The organism is Kitasatospora sp. NPDC093102 (assembly GCF_040683915.1).
Taxonomy (GTDB): domain Bacteria; phylum Actinomycetota; class Actinomycetes; order Streptomycetales; family Streptomycetaceae; genus Kitasatospora.
Map to the genome: position 1 here is coordinate 44,847 of NZ_JBFBFA010000035.1, position 21,336 is coordinate 66,182.

Here is a 21,336-nt window from a genome sequence, read left to right on the forward strand (position 1 = left end):
GTTCACCGCACAAGAGGACGGGCCCGGTCGGTGCAGCATGCAAAAAGGGACCGGACCGCGAAGTGCGGTCCGGCCCCTTCTCAGGCCTGTGCCGGGACTCAGCCGATCAGCGAGCGCAGCACGTACTGCAGGATGCCGCCGTTGCGGTAGTAGTCCGCCTCACCGGGGGTGTCGATGCGGACGACCGCGTCGAACTCCTTGCCGGCCTCACCGTCACGGGCGGCCTTGACCTTGACGGTCTTCGGGGTGCGGCCCTCGTTGAGCTCGGTCACGCCGGTGATGGAGAAGGTCTCCTCGCCGGTCAGGCCGAGGGAGTCGGCGTTCTCGCCCTCCGGGAACTGCAGCGGCAGGACGCCCATGCCGATCAGGTTCGAGCGGTGGATGCGCTCGTACGACTCGGCGATGACGGCCTTGACGCCCAGCAGCGCGGTGCCCTTGGCGGCCCAGTCGCGGGACGAACCGGAGCCGTACTCCTTGCCGGCCAGGACGACCAGCGGGGTGCCGGCGGCCTGGTAGTTCTGCGAGGCGTCGTAGATGAACGACACCGGCGCGTCGGCCTGGGTGAAGTCGCGGGTGTAGCCGCCCTCGGTGCCCGGCGCGATCTGGTTGCGCAGGCGGATGTTGGCGAAGGTGCCGCGGATCATCACCTCGTGGTTGCCACGACGGGAACCGTAGGAGTTGAAGTCGCGCTTCTCGACACCGTTGGCGGTCAGGTACTGCGCCGCCGGGGTGCCCGGCTTGATGTTGCCGGCCGGGGAGATGTGGTCGGTGGTGACCGAGTCGCCCAGCTTGGCCAGGACGCGGGCGCCGGCGATGTCGGTCACCGGGCTCGGGGTCTTGGCCATGCCCTCGAAGTACGGGGGCTTGCGGACGTAGGTGGACTCGGCGTCCCACTCGAAGGTGTTGCCGGTCGGGACCGGGAGCGACTGCCAGCGGTGGTCACCGGCGAAGACGTCCTGGTAGCCCTTGTCGAACATGGCCTCGTCGATGGAGCCGGCGACGACGTCGGCGACCTCCTGCTCGGACGGCCAGATGTCGGCGAGGAAGACGTCGTTGCCGTCGGCGTCCTGACCCAGGGCGTCCTTGGTGATGTCGACGTTCATGTTGCCGGCGAGGGCGTAGGCGACCACCAGCGGCGGGGAGGCCAGGTAGTTCATCTTGACGTCGGGGTTGATCCGGCCCTCGAAGTTGCGGTTGCCGGAGAGCACCGAGACGACCGCGAGGTCGGCCTCGTTGACGGCGGCCGAGACCTCCTCGGGCAGCGGGCCCGAGTTGCCGATGCAGGTGACGCAGCCGTAGCCGACCAGGTTGAAGCCCAGCTTCTCCATGTACGGGAGCAGGCCGGCCTTCTCGTAGTAGTCCATGACGACCTTGGAGCCGGGCGCCAGGGTGGTCTTGACCCAGGGCTTGACGTGCAGGCCCTTCTCCACGGCCTTCTTCGCCAGCAGGGCGGCGCCCAGCATGACGGAGGGGTTGGAGGTGTTGGTGCAGGAGGTGATCGAGGCGATCACGACCGCGCCGTTGTCGATCTCGTAGGTCGAGCCGTCGGGGGCGGTGACGGCGGTCGGCTTCGAGGCCTCGGCGGAGTAGGCCGGCAGCGCCTCGGCGAACTTCTGGGCGGCCTCGGCCAGCACGACGCGGTCCTGCGGACGCTTCGGGCCGGAGATCGACGGGACGACGGTGGAGACGTCCAGCTCCAGGTACTCGGAGTAGACCGGCTCGTGCGACGGGTCGTGCCAGAGACCCTGCTCCTTGGCGTACGCCTCGACCAGGGCGAGCTGCTGCTCGTCGCGGCCGGTGAGCTTCAGGTAGTTGATGGTCTCGGCGTCGATCGGGAAGATCGCGCAGGTCGAGCCGAACTCCGGCGACATGTTGCCGATGGTGGCGCGGTTGGCCAGCGGGATGGAGCCGATGCCGTCGCCGTAGAACTCGACGAACTTGCCGACCACACCGTGCTTGCGCAGCATCTCGGTGATGGTGAGCACCAGGTCGGTGGCGGTGGTGCCGGCCGGCAGCTCGCCGGTCAGCTTGAAGCCGACCACGCGCGGGATCAGCATGGAGACCGGCTGGCCGAGCATGGCGGCCTCTGCCTCGATGCCGCCGACGCCCCAGCCCAGCACGCCCAGGCCGTTGACCATGGTGGTGTGCGAGTCGGTGCCGACGCAGGTGTCCGGGTAGGCCTGGCCGCCGCGGACCATGACGGTGCGGGCCAGGTGCTCGATGTTCACCTGGTGGACGATGCCGGTGCCCGGCGGGACGACCTTGAACTCGTCGAAGGCGGTCTGGCCCCAGCGCAGGAACTGGTAGCGCTCCTTGTTGCGGCCGTACTCGATCTCGACGTTCTGGGTGAACGCGTCCTTGGTGCCGAACTTGTCGGCGATGACCGAGTGGTCGATGACCAGCTCGGCCGGGGCCAGCGGGTTGATCTTGGCCGGGTCGCCGCCCAGCTCCTTGACGGCCTCACGCATGGTGGCGAGGTCGACCACGCACGGCACACCGGTGAAGTCCTGCATGATCACGCGGGCCGGGGTGAACTGGATCTCCTGGCTCGGCTGGGCGTTCTCGTCCCAGCCGCCGAGGGCGCGGATGTGGTCGGCGGTGATGTTCGCGCCGTCCTCCGTGCGGAGCAGGTTCTCCAGCAGCACCTTGAGGCTGTACGGCAGCCGCTCGGAACCCTCGACGGCGGAGAGCTTGAAGATCTCGTACGACTCGTCGCCCACCTGCAGCGAGCTGCGGGCGTCGAAGCTGTTCGCGGACACGACTGACTCCTTCTGGGTGCTTCGTGCGATATCCGGCCGTCACGCGGTGGTAAGGTCAGCCTTACTTAGGTCGACCTTGCCGCATCGCCGGCGAGCGCCTCTCGGCAAGTATCTTGATGTCGAGATATATCCTAAGAGGCAGTTATCTCGATGTCGAGATAAACCATAGTGCATGCCGTGGCTCACTCGTCGTCCGGGCCGCGCCGCTTGCGCTCCAGCCTGATCAGCCAGACCGCACCCGCCACGACCGCGGCCGCCATCAGCAGCACCATCACCAGCTCACCACCGGAACCGCCGGTCGGCGAGGGGGCGATGTCGGCCAGCAGGATCGTCGTCACTCTTTCTCCTCCGTTCGTGCCCGGTTCGCGCCCAGGCCCAGAACCAGCATCAACAGCACCGGGAACTCCAGATAGGCGTGGTAGCTCGCCAACGCCGCGTACAGCGACCGGCCCTGGACGTAGTCCACCGCGAACAGCAGCGCCAGCAGCACGCCGGCGCCCGCGCCCAGCGCCCAGGCCCGGACCCCGCGCAGCGCCGGCACCCGGGCGTCGAAGCGCTCCGCGGCCTCCGGCTCGTACCGGGGCAGGAACCAGACCCAGACCACGTAGTGCATGGTCTGGAGGAAGGCGAACACCGCCAGGAAGCGCAGGCCCGCCTCCGGTGTCAGCCAGGCGGGCGGGGTGTAGGCGGCGGCCAGCCGGTCCGTCCAGCCGCCGGGGCGCTGGGACAGCAGACCGTCCAGCAGACCGCTCAGCAGCAGGGCCGGCACCACCAGCACCCAGCCGGCCTGGAGCGCCAGGAACCCGGCCCGCCCCCGCCGCAGCCGGCGCGACCACTCGGCCAGGAACAGCAGCGGCACCACGTTGTGCAGATGGGCCAGCACCACGAAGTGGTACGCGGGGAAGGCCAGCGAGGCCGCCCCGGCCGCCACCAGCAGCACCGCGCCCGCCGCCAGGAGCCGGGGACGGCCGCGCAGCCCGTACCGGCAGGCGGCCGCCAGCAGGCCGTACGCGAGCAGGATCTCCGCCGCCTGGGACGCCCGGGAGGGCGGCAGCAGGCGGCACAGCACAATGCCGGTCACCAGCGCCAGCAGCAGCCGCAGCAGCGGGCCGGTCATGACGGTGGCGAAGCGGCCGGCCACGTAGCGCAGCTCCAGCACATTGTGCAGCAGACCGAACGCGGCCAGGCCGAGCACCGCCAGGCCAGTCGGCGCCCGCAGGGCCAGCGCCAGGGCGAGGGCGGCCGACAGGGCGAAGCCCGCGAACGGCGCGGCGCCCAGCCGGGCGGCCGGGCCGGGCGCGGGCCAGGCGGTGCCCCCGGCCGCGGGTACGCCGACGTTCGTGGCCGCGCCTGCGCTCGTGGTCGCCACGTTCCCCCTCTCCGTGGCACGATCCCCGCCGTGCGCTACCCGGTGGCCCTCGCCCTCACCCTGCTGACCGAGACCCCCGTCTACGCCGCCGCCCTCGTCCGCGTCGGACGGGTCCGCCCCGGACGGGCGGCCGCGGCCGCCGTCCTGGTCAACCTGGTGACGCACCCACTGCTCTGGTGGACCCTCCGGCACTGGACCGACGGGCCGGCGGCAGCGTACTGGACGACCTTCGCGCTCAGCGAGGCGGCGGTCTGCGCCGTCGAGGCGCTGCTGCTGTGCCCGCTCGCCGGTCTGCGCCCGCGCGACCCGCTGCCCTGGATCGCCGCCGGCACCGCCAACGCCGCCTCCCTGCTGGCCGGGCTGCTGACCGGTCTGCTGGCCGGGAGCTGACCGGGTCGTCACCCGGTTTCCAGGCCCAGGCGTCCGATGGGGCGCAGGGGGCGCGGACCCCACGTCGTCACGGGAGGAGACGGTCCGGCCGTTCCACGACGGCGGCCGGAGCGCACCCTGCCCGCCGGCGGCGCATCCCCGCATCCGGCCCGGAGGGCCGAGGACCTCCCCGGTACGGTTGGCCGGGTGAGGTGCATGGCGAAGGGGGTCGGCCGGTGATCGTGGTGGACGCGTCCGCGCTGGTGCTGGCGCTCGCCGACGAGGGCCCGCGCGGGGCGGCCGCCCGGGCCGAACTCGCCGCCGACGGCGAGTGGCTGGCGCCCGAGCACATCGTGATCGAGGTGATGCAGTCGCTGCGCGGCCTCTACCTGGCCAAGGAACTGACCGCCGAACGGGTCGCCGAAGTCACCGGCGAACTCGCCGAGGTGGCGGCCCACAAGGTCCGCAAGGTCGAGGTGGCGCCGCTGCTCGGCCGGATCTGGGAGCTCAAGGACAACCTGACCCCGGACGACGCCGCGTACGTCGCGGTCGCCGAACGGTACGGGGTGCCGCTGGTCACCGCCGACCTGCGGCTGATGCGGGCCAGCGGGCCGCGCTGCGAGATCCGGGGGATCCGGCGCGAGCCGCCCGCCTGAGGCTCGCGGCCCGCACGGGCGGCGGCGCTCCCGGGCGGGGGTGCCCTCGGTGGTGGCGTCCTTCCCGGGGCGGCGTCCTTCCCGGGGCGGTGTCCTTCCCGGAGCGACGCCGTTGAGCAGGGGGACCCGTCGCCCCGCCCCCCGAAAGGCCCGACCGATGACCGCTCCGCTCGCCGCCGCCCTGCTGCCACTGGCCCTGGTCGCCCCCACCGCCTCGCCGGTCACCCTCGTCGAGGCCGACTTCGACCCGGCCACCGCCTTCGTCCCGCCGGCCGCGATCAGCTACGCGAGCGACCTGGTGCCGTACGGCTCGCACGCCCGGATCGTCACCGACCACTCGGCGCCCGGGCGGACGGTGCTCACCCTGACGGCCTCCGGGCTCGCCCCCGGCCACGAGTTCCCGGTGCACCTGCACACCGGCGGCTGCGGGGCCGACCCGGCCTCCTCCGGGCCGCACTACCAGGACGTGGTCGACCCGGTGCAGCCGTCCACCGACCCGGCGTACGCCAACGGGCGCAACGAGCTGCGGCTGGTGCTGCGCACCGACGGGCAGGGCGGGGGCAGCGCCACCACCGCGGTGGCCTGGCAGCCGCGGCCGGGCGGGGCGCGCTCGCTGGTGCTGCACGCGGGCACCCCGGCCGGCCCGCACGCGGCGGGCGACCGGGTGGCCTGCGTCAAGCTGGCCGACTGAGGCCGGAGCCGCCCGGAAGGCCGTCCGCAGCCCCCGGGGACCGTCCGCTCCCGGGGGCCGTAGGAGTCCTCGGGCCGGTCAGGAACCGAGGGTGGCGACCAGCACCGCCTTGATGGTGTGCAGCCGGTTCTCGGCCTGGTCGAACACGATGGAGTGCGCCGACTCGAACAGCTCGTCGGTGCACTCCAGCTCGGTCATGCCGGTCGCCTCGCGCATCTGCCGCCCGACCACCGTGCCGAGGTCGTGGAAGGCAGGCAGGCAGTGCAGGAACTTCACGTCCGGGTTGCCGGTGGCCCGGACGGTGTCCATGGAGACCTGGTACGGCTTGAGCAGCTCGATCCGCTCGGTCCAGACCTCCTTGGGCTCGCCCATCGAGACCCAGACGTCGGTGTAGAGGAAGTCGGCGTCGGCCACGCCCTCGGCCACGTCCTCGGTCAGGGTGATCCGGGCGCCGGTGGTCTCGGCCAGGGCCTGCGCCGACTTCTGCACCTCCTCGGTCGGCCAGAGCGCGCGCGGGGCGACGATCCGGATGTCCATGCCGAGCAGGGCGCCGGTGACCAGCAGCGAGTTGCCCATGTTGGAGCGGGCGTCGCCGAGGTAGGCGAGGGCGACGTCGGGGAGCGGCTTGACGGTGTGCTCGGTGATGGTGAGCACGTCGGCCAGCATCTGGGTGGGGTGCCACTCGTCGGTCAGGCCGTTCCAGACCGGGACACCGGAGTACTCGGCGAGCTCCTCGACGACCTCCTGGCCGTGGCCGCGGTACTCGATGCCGTCGAACATCCGGCCGAGCACCCGGGCGGTGTCCTTGATCGACTCCTTGTGGCCGATCTGCGAGCCCGCCGGGTCCAGGTAGGTGGTGGTGGCGCCCTGGTCGTGGGCGGCGACCTCGAAGGCGCAGCGGGTGCGGGTGGAGGTCTTCTCGAAGATCAGCGCGATGTTCTTGCCGCGCAGCCGGGGCTGCTCGGTGCCCGCGTACTTCGCCGCCTTGAGACCGGCGGCGAGGTCCACCAGGAAGCGGAACTCCCGGGGCGTGAAGTCGAGCTCCTTGAGGAAGTGCCTGTTCCGGAGGTTGAAGGCCATGCCGGGCTCCTGGGGTGACGGGACTGCGGGAAAGCGGCAAGTCTATACGATGCTCGGAATTTCTATACAGAAGCAGGGCGGAGGGGGGAGCCCACGGGGCAACTCCCCCCTCCGGCGCCACCGTCACAGCCGAGGATCGACCGGCTCCGACTCCAGCGCGAGCACCGCGAAGACCGGCTCGTGCACCCGCCACAGCGGCTCCCCCGCCGCCAGCCGGTCCAGCGCCTCCAGGCCCAGCGCGTACTCGCGCAGCGCCAGCGAGCGCTTGTGGCCCAGCGCGCGCAGTCGCAGCCGGTCGAGGTGCTCGGTGTAGTCCGGGCCGTAGATGATCCGCAGGTACTCCCGGCCGCGCACCTTCACCCCGGGCTGCACCAGACCGCCCGGCCGGCCCTCGCCGCGCACCGTGCGCGCCGGCGAAGCCAGCGGCTTGACCACCATTCCCTCGCCGCCCGCCGCGGTCAGTTCCTCCCACCAGGCGGTGGCGGCGGCCATCGAGGCCTCGTCCTCGGTGTCCACCAGGATCCGCCGGGTGCGGTGCAGCACCGGCACCTTCCGGTGCTCCGGGCTTCCCGCATCGTCGGTCGCGTCGGCGGTGTCGGAGGCGGTGGCGGTGGCGGTGGCGGCAGCGGTGTCGGCGTCCACCAGGCGGTCGATCAGGTCCAGGTGCTCGTCGTGCGGGCGCACCGCGAGGTTCACCCCCTCGGCCGCGAGCAGCTGGAACGGCGCGAGCCGGATGCCCGACAGGCCCTCGGTCGGCCAGCAGTAGCGCCGGTACGCCTCGGTGAACGCCCGCGCGTCGGCCGCGCGGCGGCGCTGGCGGGCGGTCAGGTGGGCGAGGTCCAGGCCGCGCCCGGCCGCCCGCTCCAGTGCGGACAGCGCCTCCGGCAGGGCGGCGCCCGCCGCCGCACCGACGGCCGCGTACTGACGGCGCAGCAGCTCCACCGCCTTCAGCGACCAGGGCATCAGCTCGGCGTCCAGCAGCAGCCAGTCGGTGGCCAGCTCCTCGAACAGCCCGGTGCGCTCGGCCGCCGCCCGGACCCGGTCGAGCACGGCACCGGTCAGCTCCCCGTCGGCGAGGAAGGCGCGGCCGGTCCGGGTCCAGATCGCGCCGGGGCCGGCCACGCCGAAGCGGCGCTCCAGCGCGGACTCGTCCCGGGCGACCAGCAGCACCGCGCGCGAGCCCATGTGCTTCTCCTCGCAGACCAGGTGCCGCACACCGTCCGCCCGGTAGCCGAGGAAGGCCTCCTCCGGGTGCTCCAGGTAGCCGTCCCGGCGCGAGGTGGCGCTCGGCGCCATGGTCGGCGGCAGGTAGGTCAGCAGCCGCGGGTCCAGCGCGAAGCGGCTCATCACCTCCAGCGCGGCGGCCGCGTTCTCCTCCCGGACGGCCACCCGCCCGTGCAGCCCGGTCTCGACGATCCGGCGCCCGGCCACGTCGGCGAGGTCCAGCGGACGGCCCTCGCGGGCACCCGGCGCGTCGGTGATCAGGGGACGCACCGGGGCGTACCACTCGCGCTCGGCCTCGACGCTCACCAGCTCGCGCTCCGGGTAGCGCAGCGCGGTCAGGCTGCCGCCGAAGACGCAGCCGGTGTCCAGGCAGACGGTGTTGTTGACGAAGCTCGCGGCCGGCACCGGGGTGTGGCCGTAGACCACCAGCGCCCGGCCCCGGTACTCCTCCGCCCACGGGTAGCGCACCGGCAGACCGTACTCGTCGGTCTCGCCGGTGGTCTCCCCGTACAGCGCGTGCGAGCGGACCCGGCCGGAGTTGCGGCCGTGGTACTTCTCCGGCAGGCCGGCGTGGCAGACCACCAGGGCGCCGCCGTCCAGCAGGTAGTGGCTGACCAGGCCGCGCATGAACGCGCGGGCCTCGGCCCGGAACTCCTCGCTCTCCCCCGCCAGCTGGTCCAGCGACTCCTGGAGGCCGTAGGCGATGTTGACCTTCTTGCCGTCCATCGCCCGGCCGAGCTTGTTCTCGTGGTTGCCCGGCACGCAGAGCGCGTGGCCGGCCGCCACCATGCCCATCACCAGGCGCAGTACGCCCGGGGTGTCGGGGCCACGGTCGACCAGGTCACCGACGAAGACGGCGGTGCGGCCCGCGGGGTGCACGGCGTCCACCGGGCGGCCCTCGGCGTCCCGGGTCAGGGTGTAGCCGAGCCGGGTCAGCAGGGTCTCCAGCTCGGAGCGGCAGCCGTGGACGTCACCGACGAGGTCGAACGGGCCGGTGAGGTGGCGCAGGTCGTTGTAGCGCTTCTCCAGCTCGATCCCGGCCGCCGCCACCTCGGCCTCGCCGCGCAGGACGTGCACCTTGCGGAAGCCCTCGCGCTCCAGGCCCCGGAGGGAGCGGCGCAGCTCCCGGTGCTGGCGGGGGACCACGTGGGCCGGCAGCTGACGGTCCGGGCGGGAACGGTTGCGCTCGGCGCACACGCCCGGCGGAACGTCCAGGACGATCGCGATCGGCAGCACGTCGTGCTCGCGGGCGATCGCGACCAGCTGACGGCGGGCCTCGGGCTGGACGTTGGTGGCGTCCACGACGGTCAGCCGGCCGGCCGCCAGGCGCTTGCCGACGATGTAGTGCAGGACGTCGAAGGCCTCGGCGGAGGCGGACTGGTCGTTCTCGTCGTCGGCGACCAGGCCTCGGCAGAAGTCGGAGGAGACCACCTGGGTGGGCAGGAAGTGGCGGCGGGCGAAGGTGGACTTGCCCGCGCCGCTGGTACCGATCAGGACGACGAGGGAGACGTCGGTGACGGGGAGGCGGCGGGGGGTGGTGCCGTGCTCGGCCTGCGCCTGGTCCTGGCTCTCGTCGGGCGCGGCGCTCTCGGTCGCGTCGTCGGTCATCGGGGCTCGCCTCCTTCGGGCGTCGTGGTCGTGGCGGTCTCGGTGGGCGTGGTGGGCGTCGCCGTCGTGGTGGGCGTGGTGGGCGTCGCCGTCGTGGCGGGTGTGGTGGGCGTGGTGGGCGTGGTGGGCGTGGTGGGCGTGGTGGGCGTGGTGAACAGGGCCAGCTGGGTCGGGGCGCCGACCTCCTCGTCCTCCGGGCCGACCGGGCGCAGCTCCACGGTGTAGCCGTACGCGACGGCGACCTTCCCGGCCCAGGCGCGGAACTCCGCCCGGGACCACTCGAAGCGGTGGTCGGCGTGCCGGACGGCGCCCGCCGGCAGGCTCTCCCAGCGGACGTTGTACTCGGCGTTCGGCGTGGTGACCACGACCGTCCTCGGCCGGGCGGCACCGAACACCGCGTACTCCAGCGCGGGCAGCCGGGGCAGGTCCAGGTGCTCGATCACCTCGCACAGCACCGCCGCGTCGAAGCCCTTGAGCCGGGCATCGGTGTAGGTGAGCGCTCCCTGCGTCAGCGTCACCCGGGCGGCCTGACGCTCCGGCAACCGCTCCAGGCCCAGCCTACGGCTCGCCGCCCGCAGCGCCCGGACGGAGACGTCCACGCCGAGGATTCCGGCGAACCGGGCGTCCTTGAGCAGCTCACCGATCAACTCGCCCTGGCCGCAGCCGAGATCGGCGACGCGGGCGGCGCCGGTCTCGCGCAGCGCATCGAGGATCGCGGCGCGGCGCTGCTCGGCGAGGGAGGGCCCGCGGGGCTGCTCCGGCGCCGGGCCGGCCGTGCTGCCGTCCTCGGGACGCTCCCGGCCGTTCGGGTCGGGGCTTGCGCCGGGGTTCACGTCACCGGGCTCCTCCTCGGGCCGGTCGTCGACCGCGTTGTCGATCTCCTCGACCTCGCGGTCGTCGGCCTCCGCCAGCCGGGCCAGCTCCAGGCGCTCCATCGCGGCCCGGGTCAGCGACCAGCGCCGGGACAGGTAGCGGCGGGTGATCAGGGCGCGCTCCGGGTGGGCCGCCAGCCAGCCCTGACCGGCGGCGAGCAGCTTGTCCACCTCGTCCGGGGCGACCCAGTAGTGCTTGGCGCCGTCCAGCACCGGCAGCAGCACGTACAGGTGCTGGAGCGCGTCGGCCAGCCGTACCGTCCCGGAGGAGAGCACGATCCGTACGTAGCGGGACTCGCCCCACTCGGGGAACGACTCGTCCAACGGGATCGCCGTCGCCTCGACCTGCCAGCCCAGCGGCTCGAACAGCCGGACCACCAGGGTCGGGCCACCGCCCTCGCCCGCGCCGTTCGCGGGCACGGCGGGCAGCTCGATCCGCAGCGGACGGGCCCGCCCGGGCAGTTCGGGGCGGGCGGGGCAGGCGCCCTTCATCGCGGACCGGAACACCGTCCGCAGCGCCACCGCGAGCAGCGAGGACGCGGCGTACGGGCGGTCGTTGACGTACTGGGCGAGCGCGAAGTCGGGCGAGCCGCCGCGCCCCCTGCCGTCGCCCCGGCCCTTGCGGACCAGTGCGATCGGGTCGATGTCCAGCAGCAGCGCCGCCGTGCAGACCTCGTCCTCCGCCTCGGGGTAGAAGACGTGGGCCTCACCGTGCGACGTGGTGAACCGCTGGACCTTGTCGGGGTGCTTGTGCAGCAGGAACCCGAGGTCCGTGGCCGGATCCTCGACGCTGCCGGTGGTGGAGATCGACATGAACACCCGCTGAAGTATCGCCCAGTGCCGGGGCGCCGGGCACCGGGTTTTCCCGCCCCTCGGGCCGCCGACCAGCACGTCCGGCGGGCGTGTCCGCCCGATGGGCGTGTTCGGCACCGGGGCCCCGCATTGGTTAACGTGCACGGTGTGACTGCTGAATCCTCCTCGCTCGAATCCACCTCCTCGGCGACCGGCGCCGTGGCCACCGGTCTGGCCACCATCGCCGCCGACGGCACCGTCCTCGACACCTGGTTCCCCGCCCCCGCGCTGGCCGCCGAGCCCGGCCCGGCCGGCACCGTCCGCCTGACCGCCGAGCAGGCCGAGGCCGAGCTCGGCGCCGGCGCGGCCGAGGCGCTGCGTGCCGACGCGCGCCGCGGCGTCGAGGTGGTCGCCGTGCGCACCACCATCGCCTCGCTGGACGAGAAGCCGCTCGACACGCACGACGTGTACCTGCGCCTGCACCTGCTCAGCCACCGCCTGGTCAAGCCGCACGGCCAGAACCTGGACGGCATCTTCGGCCTGCTGGCCAATGTCGCGTGGACCAGCATCGGCCCCGTCCCGGTGGACAAGGTCGAGCAGGCCCGCCTCGCCGTGCGCGCCCAGGGCTGCCAGCTGGCCGTGTACGGGATCGACAAGTTCCCGCGGATGACCGACTACGTCGCCCCGACCGGTGTGCGCATCGCCCACGCCGACCGCGTCCGGCTCGGCGCGCACCTGGCCGCGGGCACCACCGTGATGCACGAGGGCTTCGTCAACTTCAACGCCGGCACCCTGGGCACCTCCATGGTCGAGGGCCGGATCAGCGCGGGCGTCGTCGTCGGCGACCACAGCGACATCGGCGGCGGTGCCTCGATCATGGGCACCCTGTCCGGCGGCGGCAAGCAGGTCGTCTCGGTCGGCGAGCGCTGCCTGCTCGGCGCCAACGCGGGCATCGGCATCTCGCTCGGCAGCGACTGCGTGGTCGAGGCCGGTCTGTACGTGACCGCCGGTACCCGGGTCACCACCCCGGACGGCACGGTGGCCAAGGCCGTCGAGCTGTCCGGCCAGGACAACCTGCTGTTCCGCCGCAACTCGCAGAGCGGCGCGGTCGAGGTCATTGCCCGCTCCGGCTCCTGGGGCGGCCTGAACGCCGACCTGCACGCCCACAACTGACCTGCGGGCAGCGGCCGTTGGGGTCCGGCGCCGGGTGGCGCCGGGCCCCGCTCGCATCTCGGGATCCGGTCGCGGATGGGCTGGGCCCCACCCGCGCGGGCCTCAGGGCTTGCGGTGGCGCCCCGTTGCCGCCCGCCCGTGAGCCGTGCCGCCGCCAACTGCCCGACCGGCCGCAGCCGTTGCTTCCGCCTTGGCCGCCCATGACGCCAGCGGTTCCTGCTCGTCCATCACCCCGGTCCGACCTCCCGACGCCACCGCCCGACACCCGCGTCACTCGACCGGGCGACACACGTTCCAGCCCCTCCGCTCCTCCTTCCGCGCTTGGCTCCCTTCGCCGTCACCTCCTCACGAGCTCCTGAGGACCACCAGCCGCTGGGTCGCCCTGGTCATCGCGACGTAGCGGTCGACCGCTCCCTCCACGCCCCCGCCGAACGCCTCCGGGTCGACCAGGACGACCATGTCGAACTCCAGGCCCTTGGAAAGCTCCGGAGTCAGCGACCGGACCCGTGGCCGTGCCTCGAAACCGGGGGCACCGATCACACAGGCGACCCCCTCGCCGTGCTCGGCGAGCCAGCCGTCCAGGACGGCGTCCAGCTCCGCCACCGACCGGTGCTCGACCGGGATGCCGCTGCTGCGGACAGAGGTCGGCACGTTGGCGTCCGGCAGCGCGGCCCGGATCACGGGTTCGGCCTCGGCCATGACCTCCTCCGGCGTCCGGTAGTTGATGCTCAGCGAGGCCACCGTGTTCCGGTCGAGCCCGATCCGCTCCAGCCGCTCCTGCCAGGACTCCGTGAAACCGTGCCTGGCCTGCGCGCGGTCCCCGACGATGGTGAAGCTCCGGGACGGGCAGCGCAGCAGCAGCATCTGCCACTCCGCGTCGGTCAGCTCCTGGGCCTCGTCCACCACGATGTGCGCGAACGGCCCGGCGAGCGGCTCCGGGTCGGCGACGGGCAGGGCGATCTCGTCGACCAGGGTGTCCTGGAGGTCGCGCCCGCGCAGCATCGTCACCGGGCCCTCGCCGTCGTCGTCGGCCTGCAGCAGGTCGCCGATGACGTCTGCCATCCGCGCGCGTTCGGCGGCGGCCGCGGCGTCCCTCCGGCGCCGGCGCCCCTCCGCCTCCGGATCGCCGAGCCGCTGCCGGGCCGCGTCCAGGAGCGGCAGGTCGGACACCGTCCAGGCCTGGGGCGCGTCCCTGCGCTGGAGCCTGCGGACCTCCTCGGGTGCGAGCCAGGGCGCGCACATCCGCAGGTAGGCGGGCACCGACCAGAGGTCGCCGACCAGATCGGCCGCGTCGAGCAGCGGCCAGGCCCGGTTGAGCGTCTCGGCCAGCTCCCGGTCCTGTCGCAGCGACCTGCGGAACAGCTCGGGCGAGACCCCCTCGTCCTCGTCCAGCTTGTCCATCAGGATCGTGGCCAGCTCCTCCCAGATCTGCTCGCGGGCCTCGTTGTGCGGGGTGCCCGGGTCCGGCGCGTCGAACGCGTCGGACCAGTCCTCGGCGCTCAGCCAGAGGTCGGCCCAGTGGGTGGTCACCTCCATGCCCTCGGTGGGCGGCTCCTCGTAGAACCGGACGGCCTTCTCGATCGCCTTCACCATGTCGACCGAGGACTTCAGGCGGGCCGCCTCCGGGTCGGTCTCGGCCCCGGCCTTCGCCCCCTCCACGACGAGGTCCCGCACGGTGCAGGTGCGCACCCCGTCCTCGCCGAGGCTGGGCAGGACGTCGGCGACGTAGGCCAGGTAGGGCTCGTGCGGGCCGACGAACAGCACGCCGCCGCGCCGGTGGCCGAGCCTGGGGTCGGAGTGGAGCAGGTACGCGGAGCGGTGCAGCGCGACGACCGTCTTGCCGGTGCCCGGGCCGCCGTCGACCACCAGGGCGCCCCGGGACCCCGCCCGGATGACGGCGTCCTGGTCGGCCTGGATGGTGGCCAGCACGTCCCTCATCCGGGCCGACCGGTGGCCGCCCAGACTGGCGATGAACGCGGACTGGTCGTCCAGCGCGGCGTGCCCCTCCAGGGCCTCGGCGGTGAACACCTCGTCCCAGTAGTCGCCGATCCGGCCACCGGTCCAGCGGTACCGTCGCCGGCTCACCAGGCCCATCGGGTCGGCGTGGGTGGCCGCGAAGAACGGCTCGGCTGCGGGCGAGCGCCAGTCGACCAGCAGCCGACGCCCCTCGCTGTCGGTGAGACCGAGCCGCCCGATGTACACCGGCTCCGGGCCGTCCGCGAGGACGACCCGCCCGAGGCACAGGTCCAGGCCGAAGCGGCGCAGGGCACGCAGCCGACCGGTCAGCCTGTGCACCTCGATGTCCCGGTCCATCGCCTCCCGGCCGAGGCCGCCCGGCGCGCGGCGCAGCGCGTCGAGGCGGCCGGACAGCTCGGCGATCGACTGCGACAGGCTCTCCGCAACGGCCGCGAAGTGCTGTTCGTCCTCGCCGATCAGCGCCGGGTCGGCCTTGGCGGCGAGGCGGGCGGGAAGGTCGAACGCACTGGTGGTCTGGCGGTTCATGGCATCAGCTCCGATCTGAGGCCTGCGATTGTGCGCCACCGCAGGGGCCTTGCCGCAAGACCCCCCATGCGCTATACGTTGAGAGTGGCAAGGGGTGGGTTCTCCCCCTTCTTCCTCCTCCTTCTCCTCCCCGGGCGCGCTCGACCACGCCCTGTTCCGCGTCGCCCGGGGTCGCTCCGCGCCTAGCCGAGGCCGCGCCGTGACGGCAACCCCGGCTCACCCGGGAGGCTTACCGCGCAGCAGAGTCGGACCGCATCGGGTGGTGTCCGGGTGACGGCATCCGGAGCGGTTCGTTGGGTGCTACGGCGGGGGTGGGTGCCCCGGTGGCGGGCGGCTGCCACCTCCCGCCGTGCGGTCCGAGCCACCGTCGGCCGCTCCACACCGCACCACCGATCCGAAGAGGTCCCGTCATGTCCGAACCATCTGCCACGCCGCAGTTCCCGAGCAGCCCGACGGGCTCGGCCGACGGCACCTCGGCCGGACCCGTCACCCCCAAGAGCCTGCTGGAGCAGATGCAGGAACTGCTCGCCTCCGTCACCGCCGACCTCGCCGAACTCCAGGGCTCCGGCCCCGGGAGCGCCGACTCCAGCACCTACCCGACCGGCACGGACACCTCCGAGACCTCGGACGCACCGGGCACCCGGTAGCCCGCCGCCTGCTCCTCCTCGGCCGGCCGGCCCCCATCGGGCGGGCCGCCGCCGTCCGGGGGACCACCGCCGGAGGGCGAGCCGCTGCCGCTCGCCGCACCGCCACCACCCGGCGGGCCGAGCCGGACCACCAATAACGGCGCCCCGCCACCCGCCGGCTCTCGCTCACGCTCCGCTCCGCCGAGCGCCGCGGGCTCCGTCTCCCCCACCCGGACCGCCGCCTCACGCAGCCGCCCGGTCAGGTCCTTGCACTCCGACACCGCGTCCACACCGTCGATGCAGGTCCAGTAGAGGCTCTCGGTGTCCGCTCCGCAGGCCAGCACCACCAGCGTCTCCCCGACCTCCTGGAGCAACCCGTCCAGCGCCCCCAGAGCCGGCGCCAAGTCCCCGAGGTCGGTGAGCCGCGCGGCCCGGCCGCCGCTCACCAGGGCCGCCCGGACGACGGAGCGGTCCAGGCAGACCGCCGCGTGGGCCCCGGCCTCGGACAGCTGCTGCCCCAGCCCGGTGAGCTCCTCGTCCTCCGACTCCGCCAGCCTGGCGCCCACCGCCTCGGTGAGCAGCGCGGCCTGCCGCGCCTCGGCCAGCACGTCCGGTACGTGCCTGGCCTCGGCCAGGGCGTGCCGGGCCGTCTTGATCAGTCGCAGCGCCTCCATGGCCACCGCTCCTCCCGCTCGCTGTCGCCGTCGGCCCTGGCCGCCGGAAGGGGCGGTCCGAGCACTGACGGCTGGTCACGGCGAAAGCGTGCGAGGAATGGCCCGAGTGCGCATCCACGTTGTCAGAAGCTGTGGACAAGTCCGGGGTTGTGGATAACTTCCGTCCCTCACAAGGGTTGGTCGTCCACGTCCGAGTTGACGAAAGCCGGATTTTCAGCGGCCTGGTCCCCCTCGGCCCCGACCGCCTCCCGGTCGGCACCGGCCGTGTCCACCGGCACCGGGAAGCGAAGCTCGTTCCGCTCGATCTTGGCCGCCAGCGCCTCCAGCGGATCCACCCCGACCGCCGTGCAGAACTGGAGCAGGTACGCCAGCACGTCCGCGACCTCGTCGCGCACCCGGTGCGCGCGCTCCGGATCGGACATCACCGCGGCCGCCTGCTCGGGCGTCAGCCACTGGAAGATCTCCAGCAGCTCCCCCGCCTCCACGCTCAGCGCCGCCGCCAGGTTCTTCGGTGTGTGGAAGGGTTCCCACCGCCGGGCCGCCGCGAAGTCCACCAGCCGCTGCCGCAAGGCCTCCACAGTGGGCTCCGCCGGCCCTGTCACTCGTTCGCTCACCCCTCCAGGTCTACCGCATCGCGGCCCGCCGCCCCACCGCCGGCCGGGGACGCCCCACCACCCTCCGGGGATCCGGCCGGCCCCTCCGGCTCCGCCGACGGGCCCTCGCCCGCTGCCGCACGCCCGTCCGCGCGCCCGTCCACCCCACCGGCCGCCTCCCCGCGCCCGCCCTGGGCCGGCACCCGCGCCGCCTCCGGCCGCAGCACCGTGAACCCGGAGTCCGGATCCCGCCGGCACTCGACCAGTACCGCCCCGCCCCCGGACGCACCGCCCAGCACCTCCCGTGCCGCCGCCGGCTCCTGCAGGGCCGCGACCACCCGCAGCTGGCTGCGCTCCGCCATGTCCCGCGCCAGCCGGAGCAGCCCGGCGGTCTGCTCGGCGGAGAGCCCCGCACCCAGGTCCTCGGCCAGCACGATGAGCTGCCGGTGCGCCCAGGGCACCTCGGCGGCCACGTCGAGGTCGAGCACCCCGGCCCCGGTCAGCAGCACCGCGGCGAAGGCGAGGTGGCGCAGCATCCCGTCGGAGGCCTGGTCGGCCCCGGTGCGCCCGAGGACGCCCTCGTCGAAGACGGCGAGGACCCGCCGCACGCCCGCGCTCTCGCGCTCGGCCAGGGTGAGCCCGAGCATCGGGTGCGGTGCGGCGGCCTGCACGGCTCGCAGCAACTGCCCGTACCGGCGTGGGCACTCGTTGCTCAGCCGGGCGACGACGGCGGAGATGTTGGCGGCGTTGCTGCGCAGCCGGGCCTGCTGGTCGGCCCGGGCCCAGCCGCGCATCAGCGCGGGGACGGGGTGCAGCGGGAAGACCTCGCGCAGCGCGGTGAGCAGGTCCTCGGTGGCGGCGAGGACGAGGCACTCCCCGGCCGACGAGCCCGCGACCCGCAGCGGCAGCTGTGCGGTGATCATCGTGCCGCTGGGGAACGGTGCCCGGATGTCGCCCTGGCGGGTGTCGTTGTGCCAGCAGACGTTGACCCGCCGGTTGCGGACGTCCTGCTCGCCGGTGTCCATCAGGGTCCGGCCGTCGAGGGTGAGCGACTCCCGGGCGATCCGGACCGGGCCGTCGGTGCGGATCACCACGTCGAGCCGGATCAGGCCGTGCGGCGAGCGGACGGTGCAACCGAGGTTGATCGCGTCCCGCCCGTGCGGGACGCACCCGTCCAGGCCGCCGCGGACGGGTGCGGCGAGCGGGCCGGTGCGCTCGGGCAGCCCGTCCAGCGAGTCGGCGATCTCCTCGCCGAGGGCGAGCCGGGACAGCACGGCCAGCGCGTCGAGGGCGTTGGACTTGCCGACCCCGGCGGGCCCGTGCAGCACGGTGAGGGGCGCGAGCGGCAGCACCGCACGCCGGTAGGACTTGAACGAGGTGAGCCGGAGCTCCTCGACGGTGGGGCGCGGCACGGGCGGCCGGTCGGGCCCCGGGGCGGCCGGTCGGAGGTGGGCCGGCCCTGCGGGCCTGGTGGCGTCGCGGTTCACCCGTGGGACGTTAGCCGCAGGCCGACCGGCAGAAACGTACCTGCGGGGCAGATTCATCCCAACGTGGCGCTCAGCGCAGGTACGCGGCCACCGTCACCGAGGCCGTCACCTCGACCGGCTCCGGCAGCTCCGCGAGCGCGGCGCCGAGCCGCTCCGGGTCGGTGTGCCAGGCGCTCGGCCCCATGCCGACGACGGTGCGCACGTCCTGCGGGCCGAGCCGAAGGGTGAACTCGACCTCCCTCCGCCCGGCGGGCTCCAGGTACGGCCCGAGCTTCTCGTCGATCCGCCGCTGCTTCTCCTCGTCCACCGACAACAGCCCCAGCGCGTCGACGAGTTCGCGCAGGTGGCGGGCGGTCGGCGAGACCAGCAGCAGGGTGCCGCCGGGGCGCAGCACCCGGCGGATCTCGGGCCCGTTGCGCGGGGCGAAGACGTTGAGCATCAGCTCGGCCGAGGCGTCCCGCAGCGGCAGCGGGCGCCAGGCGTCGCACACCACGGCGCCGATCCGGGGGTGCGCCTTGGCGGCACGGCGCAGCGCGAACTTGGAGATGTCGAGGGCGGCGCCGACCGTGCCGGGCAGGGCGTCCAGGACGTGCGCCAGGTAGTGGCCGGTGCCGGCGCCGAGGTCGGCGACCAGGCCGCCGGACTCGCCGGCGACAGCGGAGGCGGAGGCGGCCTGCGCCAGCGCCTCGGCGATCGGCCGGTAGTGCCCGGCGGCCAGGAAGTCCGCGCGGGCCGCGACCATCTCGGCGGTGTCCCCGGTGCCGGTGTGGGCGTCTCCGGCGAGGAGGCTGACGTAGCCCTGCTTGGCGAGGTCGAAGCTGTGCCCCGCCGGGCAGCGCAGGCTGCGGTCGTGCCGGGTGAGGGCCTGCGCGCAGTGCGGGCAGGCCAGGTAGCGCTCGATGTCCTGGAGCAAGGTTCCGTCTTCTCTCGCCGTACGCCCCGGCCGGTCGGGGCGCCAGCCAGCCTAACGACCCCGGCGGACCCGGCGCCCCGGGCCCGCGCCCCGGCAGCACCCGGCAGGACCTACCGCGCACCCCTCCCGGGCCCGAGCCCCGCGAGCGCCCGCCCCGCGAGCGCCCGGCCCCGCTCCGCCCCGACGCGCAGCGCCAGCGCCACGAGCGCCTCCGGCGCGCCGGGCCGCCCGCGGACCCCGGGAAAGGCGTTGACGTCCACGATGACCGGCTCGGCGGGCCCGTCGAGCAGGTCGACCCCGTACACGTCCAGCCCGAACACCTCGCCGACGCGCAGCGCGAGCGCGGCCCGCCCGGCGGACGGCTCCCAGTCCTCCGCCCGCCCCGACTTCCCCGTTCCGGTGGCGAGTTCGGACTGCCGCCGGGCCGCGAACACCTGCCCGTCGACCACCCACAGCTTCTGGTCCCAGCCGCTCCCCGGGACGAACGGCTGCGTGACGACCGGCTCCTCGGGCCAGCGCTCGGCGAGTTCGCGCAGCCGGGCCGGGCCGTCCACCCGGGCGACCAGGTCGTGCCGCCTGCTGTGCCGGCTCTTGACCACGAACGGGTAGGCCGGATCGACGAGTCGGCCCAGCCGTCCGGCCGCGTCCGTGGGCGCGAAGGGCAGCCCGGCGGCGCGGGCGAGGTCGGCCATCCGCACCCGGTCCTGGCACAGCTCGGTGGCCGCCGCCGAGTTGACCACCGGCGCGCCCCGCCGCTCCAGCTCCCCCGCCAGCGCCAGCGCCTGCGGCGTACGGGCCTTGAGCAGGTAGACGTCCGCGAGCCCGCCCGCGGGCCCCGCGGGCGGGACGGCCGCCACCTCGTGCCCCTGTCTCACCAGCAGTTCGGCGGCCGCCGCCAGCACCGGGTGCCCCGGGTCGCCGGTGATCAGCCCGACCTTCACAGCAGCTCCCCTTCGCCGAAGCCCAGGTGCCCGTACGGATCGCCGCCCGCGGGCACCAGTTCGGCGGGCCCGCCGGGCACCGACACGGCCGTCCCGCTGCGTGCGAGCCGCAGCACCGCCCGGGCGACACGGGCCACCGCGTCCGGCACCTGCCGGAAGCTCGGGAAGTCGTTGACGTCCACCACGACCGGCCCGTCCGGCCCCAGCAGCACGTCGACGCCGTACAGGTCCAGCCCGAACACCTCGCCGACCTGCGCGACGATCCGCGCGACGCTCCCCGGCAGCGGTACCTGCCGCTCGCGCACCCCCTGCCCGGGGTGCAGCGGGGAGGAACGTTCCGTCGCGAACAGCTCGCCGTCGACGCAGTACACCTTGAGGTCGGTCCCGGAGTTGCGCACGTACGGCTGCGCGATCAGCAGCCCCTCCCCCGCCAGCTCCGGCCCGACCTCCAGCAGTTGACCGGGGTCGCGCACCAGCCGCACGGCGCGCCCGGAGCTGCCGTCGGCGGGCTTGACCACCAGCGGGTACTCGGCGGCCGGGATCTCCGCCAGCCGTTCCCAGCGCGCGGCCGCGTACGTCACCGGGACGGGCAGGCCGCGGGTGCGGCCGATCACCGCGGCGAGCGCCTTGTCCCGGACCCCTCGGATCGAGCGCACGTCGTTCACCGTGGTGAGGCCGACGGCGGCGGCCGACTCCAGCAGGGTCAGCCCGGGCCCCCCGGACACGGTCTTGAGCACCCAGGCATCGTGACTGCCGGCCCGGACCTCCTCGGAGATCGCCAGCAGCGAGTCCCCGGGGCGCAGCACGTCCACCCGGTGCCCCCACGCGGTGAGTTGGCGCGCCACGTCGAGTGGCATGCCGTCGTGCCGGTAGTGTTCCTCCACCAGAAAGCAGAGCCTCATGGGCCTGTCTTCCCCCTTGCCTCGCCTCGTGCAGACGTCCGCCGTCCCCCTCGGCAGAGCTGTAAAGGCTTCAGCATGCACGCCGTGTCCGCACAAGATCGCTGC

The 21,336-nt window shown here is 73.9% G+C and carries 18 protein-coding genes; 5 read left to right on the top strand and 13 right to left on the bottom strand.

The features are described from left to right. Positions 1-98 precede the first annotated feature (98 nt). The 3 genes from acnA to AB0O11_RS30155 form a co-directional block, all read right to left on the bottom strand. Entirely contained in the window at positions 99-2,759 is a 2,661-nt protein-coding gene (acnA, locus tag AB0O11_RS30145; RefSeq protein WP_363393286.1) for an aconitate hydratase AcnA, read from the bottom strand. Between the two features lie 182 nt (positions 2,760-2,941). After that, on the bottom strand, positions 2,942-3,097 hold the full coding sequence (locus tag AB0O11_RS30150; protein WP_363393289.1) for a hypothetical protein: 156 nt from the start codon (positions 3,095-3,097) through the stop codon (positions 2,942-2,944). Continuing rightward, the gene (locus AB0O11_RS30155) at positions 3,094-4,128 is read right to left on the bottom strand and encodes a hypothetical protein (RefSeq protein ID WP_363393292.1); all 1,035 of its coding nucleotides are present in this window, start codon (positions 4,126-4,128) and stop codon (positions 3,094-3,096) included. Before AB0O11_RS30155 ends, AB0O11_RS30150 begins: the two co-directional genes overlap by 4 nt. Before the next feature lie 30 nt (positions 4,129-4,158). Between AB0O11_RS30155 and AB0O11_RS30160 the strand changes: the two genes are divergently transcribed. The 3 genes from AB0O11_RS30160 (at position 4,159) to AB0O11_RS30170 (ending at position 5,844) form a co-directional block, all read left to right on the top strand. After that, a complete protein-coding gene (locus AB0O11_RS30160) occupies positions 4,159-4,518 on the top strand; it encodes a hypothetical protein (RefSeq protein ID WP_363393295.1) in 360 nt (119 codons plus the stop codon). A 215-nt stretch (positions 4,519-4,733) separates the two neighbouring features. After that, complete coding sequence (locus AB0O11_RS30165) at positions 4,734-5,153, top strand: type II toxin-antitoxin system VapC family toxin (protein WP_224285453.1); 420 nt, start codon at positions 4,734-4,736, stop codon at positions 5,151-5,153. 157 nt (positions 5,154-5,310) lie between these two features. Continuing rightward, a complete protein-coding gene (locus AB0O11_RS30170) occupies positions 5,311-5,844 on the top strand; it encodes a superoxide dismutase family protein (protein WP_363393298.1) in 534 nt (177 codons plus the stop codon). Positions 5,845-5,922: 78 nt separating this feature from the next. On the opposite strand, the gene argF is transcribed toward AB0O11_RS30170, so the two are convergent. From argF to AB0O11_RS30185, 3 genes are all read right to left on the bottom strand, one after another. Beyond that, positions 5,923-6,924 (bottom strand): ornithine carbamoyltransferase, encoded by a 1,002-nt coding sequence (argF, locus tag AB0O11_RS30175; protein WP_363393301.1) that lies wholly within the window; start codon positions 6,922-6,924, stop codon positions 5,923-5,925. A gap of 123 nt (positions 6,925-7,047) precedes the next feature. Then, positions 7,048-9,756, bottom strand: a complete 2,709-nt coding sequence (locus tag AB0O11_RS30180) for a polynucleotide kinase-phosphatase (RefSeq protein ID WP_363393304.1) — start codon at positions 9,754-9,756, stop codon at positions 7,048-7,050. Continuing rightward, complete coding sequence (locus AB0O11_RS30185) at positions 9,753-11,447, bottom strand: 3' terminal RNA ribose 2'-O-methyltransferase Hen1 (protein ID WP_363393307.1); 1,695 nt, start codon at positions 11,445-11,447, stop codon at positions 9,753-9,755. The genes AB0O11_RS30180 and AB0O11_RS30185 overlap by 4 nt, the downstream gene beginning before the upstream one ends. Before the next feature lie 141 nt (positions 11,448-11,588). On the opposite strand from AB0O11_RS30185, the gene dapD reads away from it, so the two are divergent. Then, positions 11,589-12,593, top strand: coding sequence for a 2,3,4,5-tetrahydropyridine-2,6-dicarboxylate N-succinyltransferase (gene dapD / locus AB0O11_RS30190; protein WP_363393310.1), 1,005 nt, complete (start codon positions 11,589-11,591; stop codon positions 12,591-12,593). 345 nt (positions 12,594-12,938) lie between these two features. On the opposite strand, the gene helR is transcribed toward dapD, so the two are convergent. Next, the gene (gene helR / locus AB0O11_RS30195) at positions 12,939-15,095 is read right to left on the bottom strand and encodes an RNA polymerase recycling motor ATPase HelR (RefSeq protein ID WP_363393313.1); all 2,157 of its coding nucleotides are present in this window, start codon (positions 15,093-15,095) and stop codon (positions 12,939-12,941) included. Between the two features lie 410 nt (positions 15,096-15,505). Here helR and AB0O11_RS30200 point away from each other — a divergent pair, with 410 nt between their 5' ends. Then, on the top strand, positions 15,506-15,742 hold the full coding sequence (locus AB0O11_RS30200) for a hypothetical protein (RefSeq protein WP_363393316.1): 237 nt from the start codon (positions 15,506-15,508) through the stop codon (positions 15,740-15,742). On the opposite strand, the gene AB0O11_RS30205 is transcribed toward AB0O11_RS30200, so the two are convergent. The 6 genes from AB0O11_RS30205 to AB0O11_RS30230 all read right to left on the bottom strand — a co-directional run bounded on the left by AB0O11_RS30205 (position 15,688) and on the right by AB0O11_RS30230 (position 21,231). Continuing rightward, a complete protein-coding gene (locus AB0O11_RS30205) occupies positions 15,688-16,395 on the bottom strand; it encodes a DUF6099 family protein (protein ID WP_363393319.1) in 708 nt (235 codons plus the stop codon). The two genes, AB0O11_RS30200 and AB0O11_RS30205, sit on opposite strands and share 55 nt — an antisense overlap. 167 nt (positions 16,396-16,562) lie before the next feature. Next, positions 16,563-16,997: a nucleotide pyrophosphohydrolase gene (locus AB0O11_RS30210; RefSeq protein WP_363393370.1), complete on the bottom strand. Its 435-nt coding sequence runs from the start codon at positions 16,995-16,997 to the stop codon at positions 16,563-16,565. 8 nt (positions 16,998-17,005) lie between these two features. After that, positions 17,006-18,475: an ATP-binding protein gene (locus AB0O11_RS30215; protein WP_363393322.1), complete on the bottom strand. Its 1,470-nt coding sequence runs from the start codon at positions 18,473-18,475 to the stop codon at positions 17,006-17,008. Positions 18,476-18,545: 70 nt separating this feature from the next. Further along, positions 18,546-19,388: a putative RNA methyltransferase gene (locus AB0O11_RS30220; protein WP_363393324.1), complete on the bottom strand. Its 843-nt coding sequence runs from the start codon at positions 19,386-19,388 to the stop codon at positions 18,546-18,548. A gap of 110 nt (positions 19,389-19,498) precedes the next feature. Continuing rightward, positions 19,499-20,329, bottom strand: coding sequence for an alpha-L-glutamate ligase (locus tag AB0O11_RS30225; protein WP_363393327.1), 831 nt, complete (start codon positions 20,327-20,329; stop codon positions 19,499-19,501). After that, positions 20,326-21,231 carry an ATP-grasp domain-containing protein gene (locus AB0O11_RS30230; protein WP_363393330.1) on the bottom strand — a complete coding sequence of 302 codons (906 nt, stop codon included), beginning with the start codon at positions 21,229-21,231 and terminating at the stop codon, positions 20,326-20,328. The genes AB0O11_RS30225 and AB0O11_RS30230 overlap by 4 nt, the downstream gene beginning before the upstream one ends. Positions 21,232-21,336 lie beyond the last annotated feature (105 nt).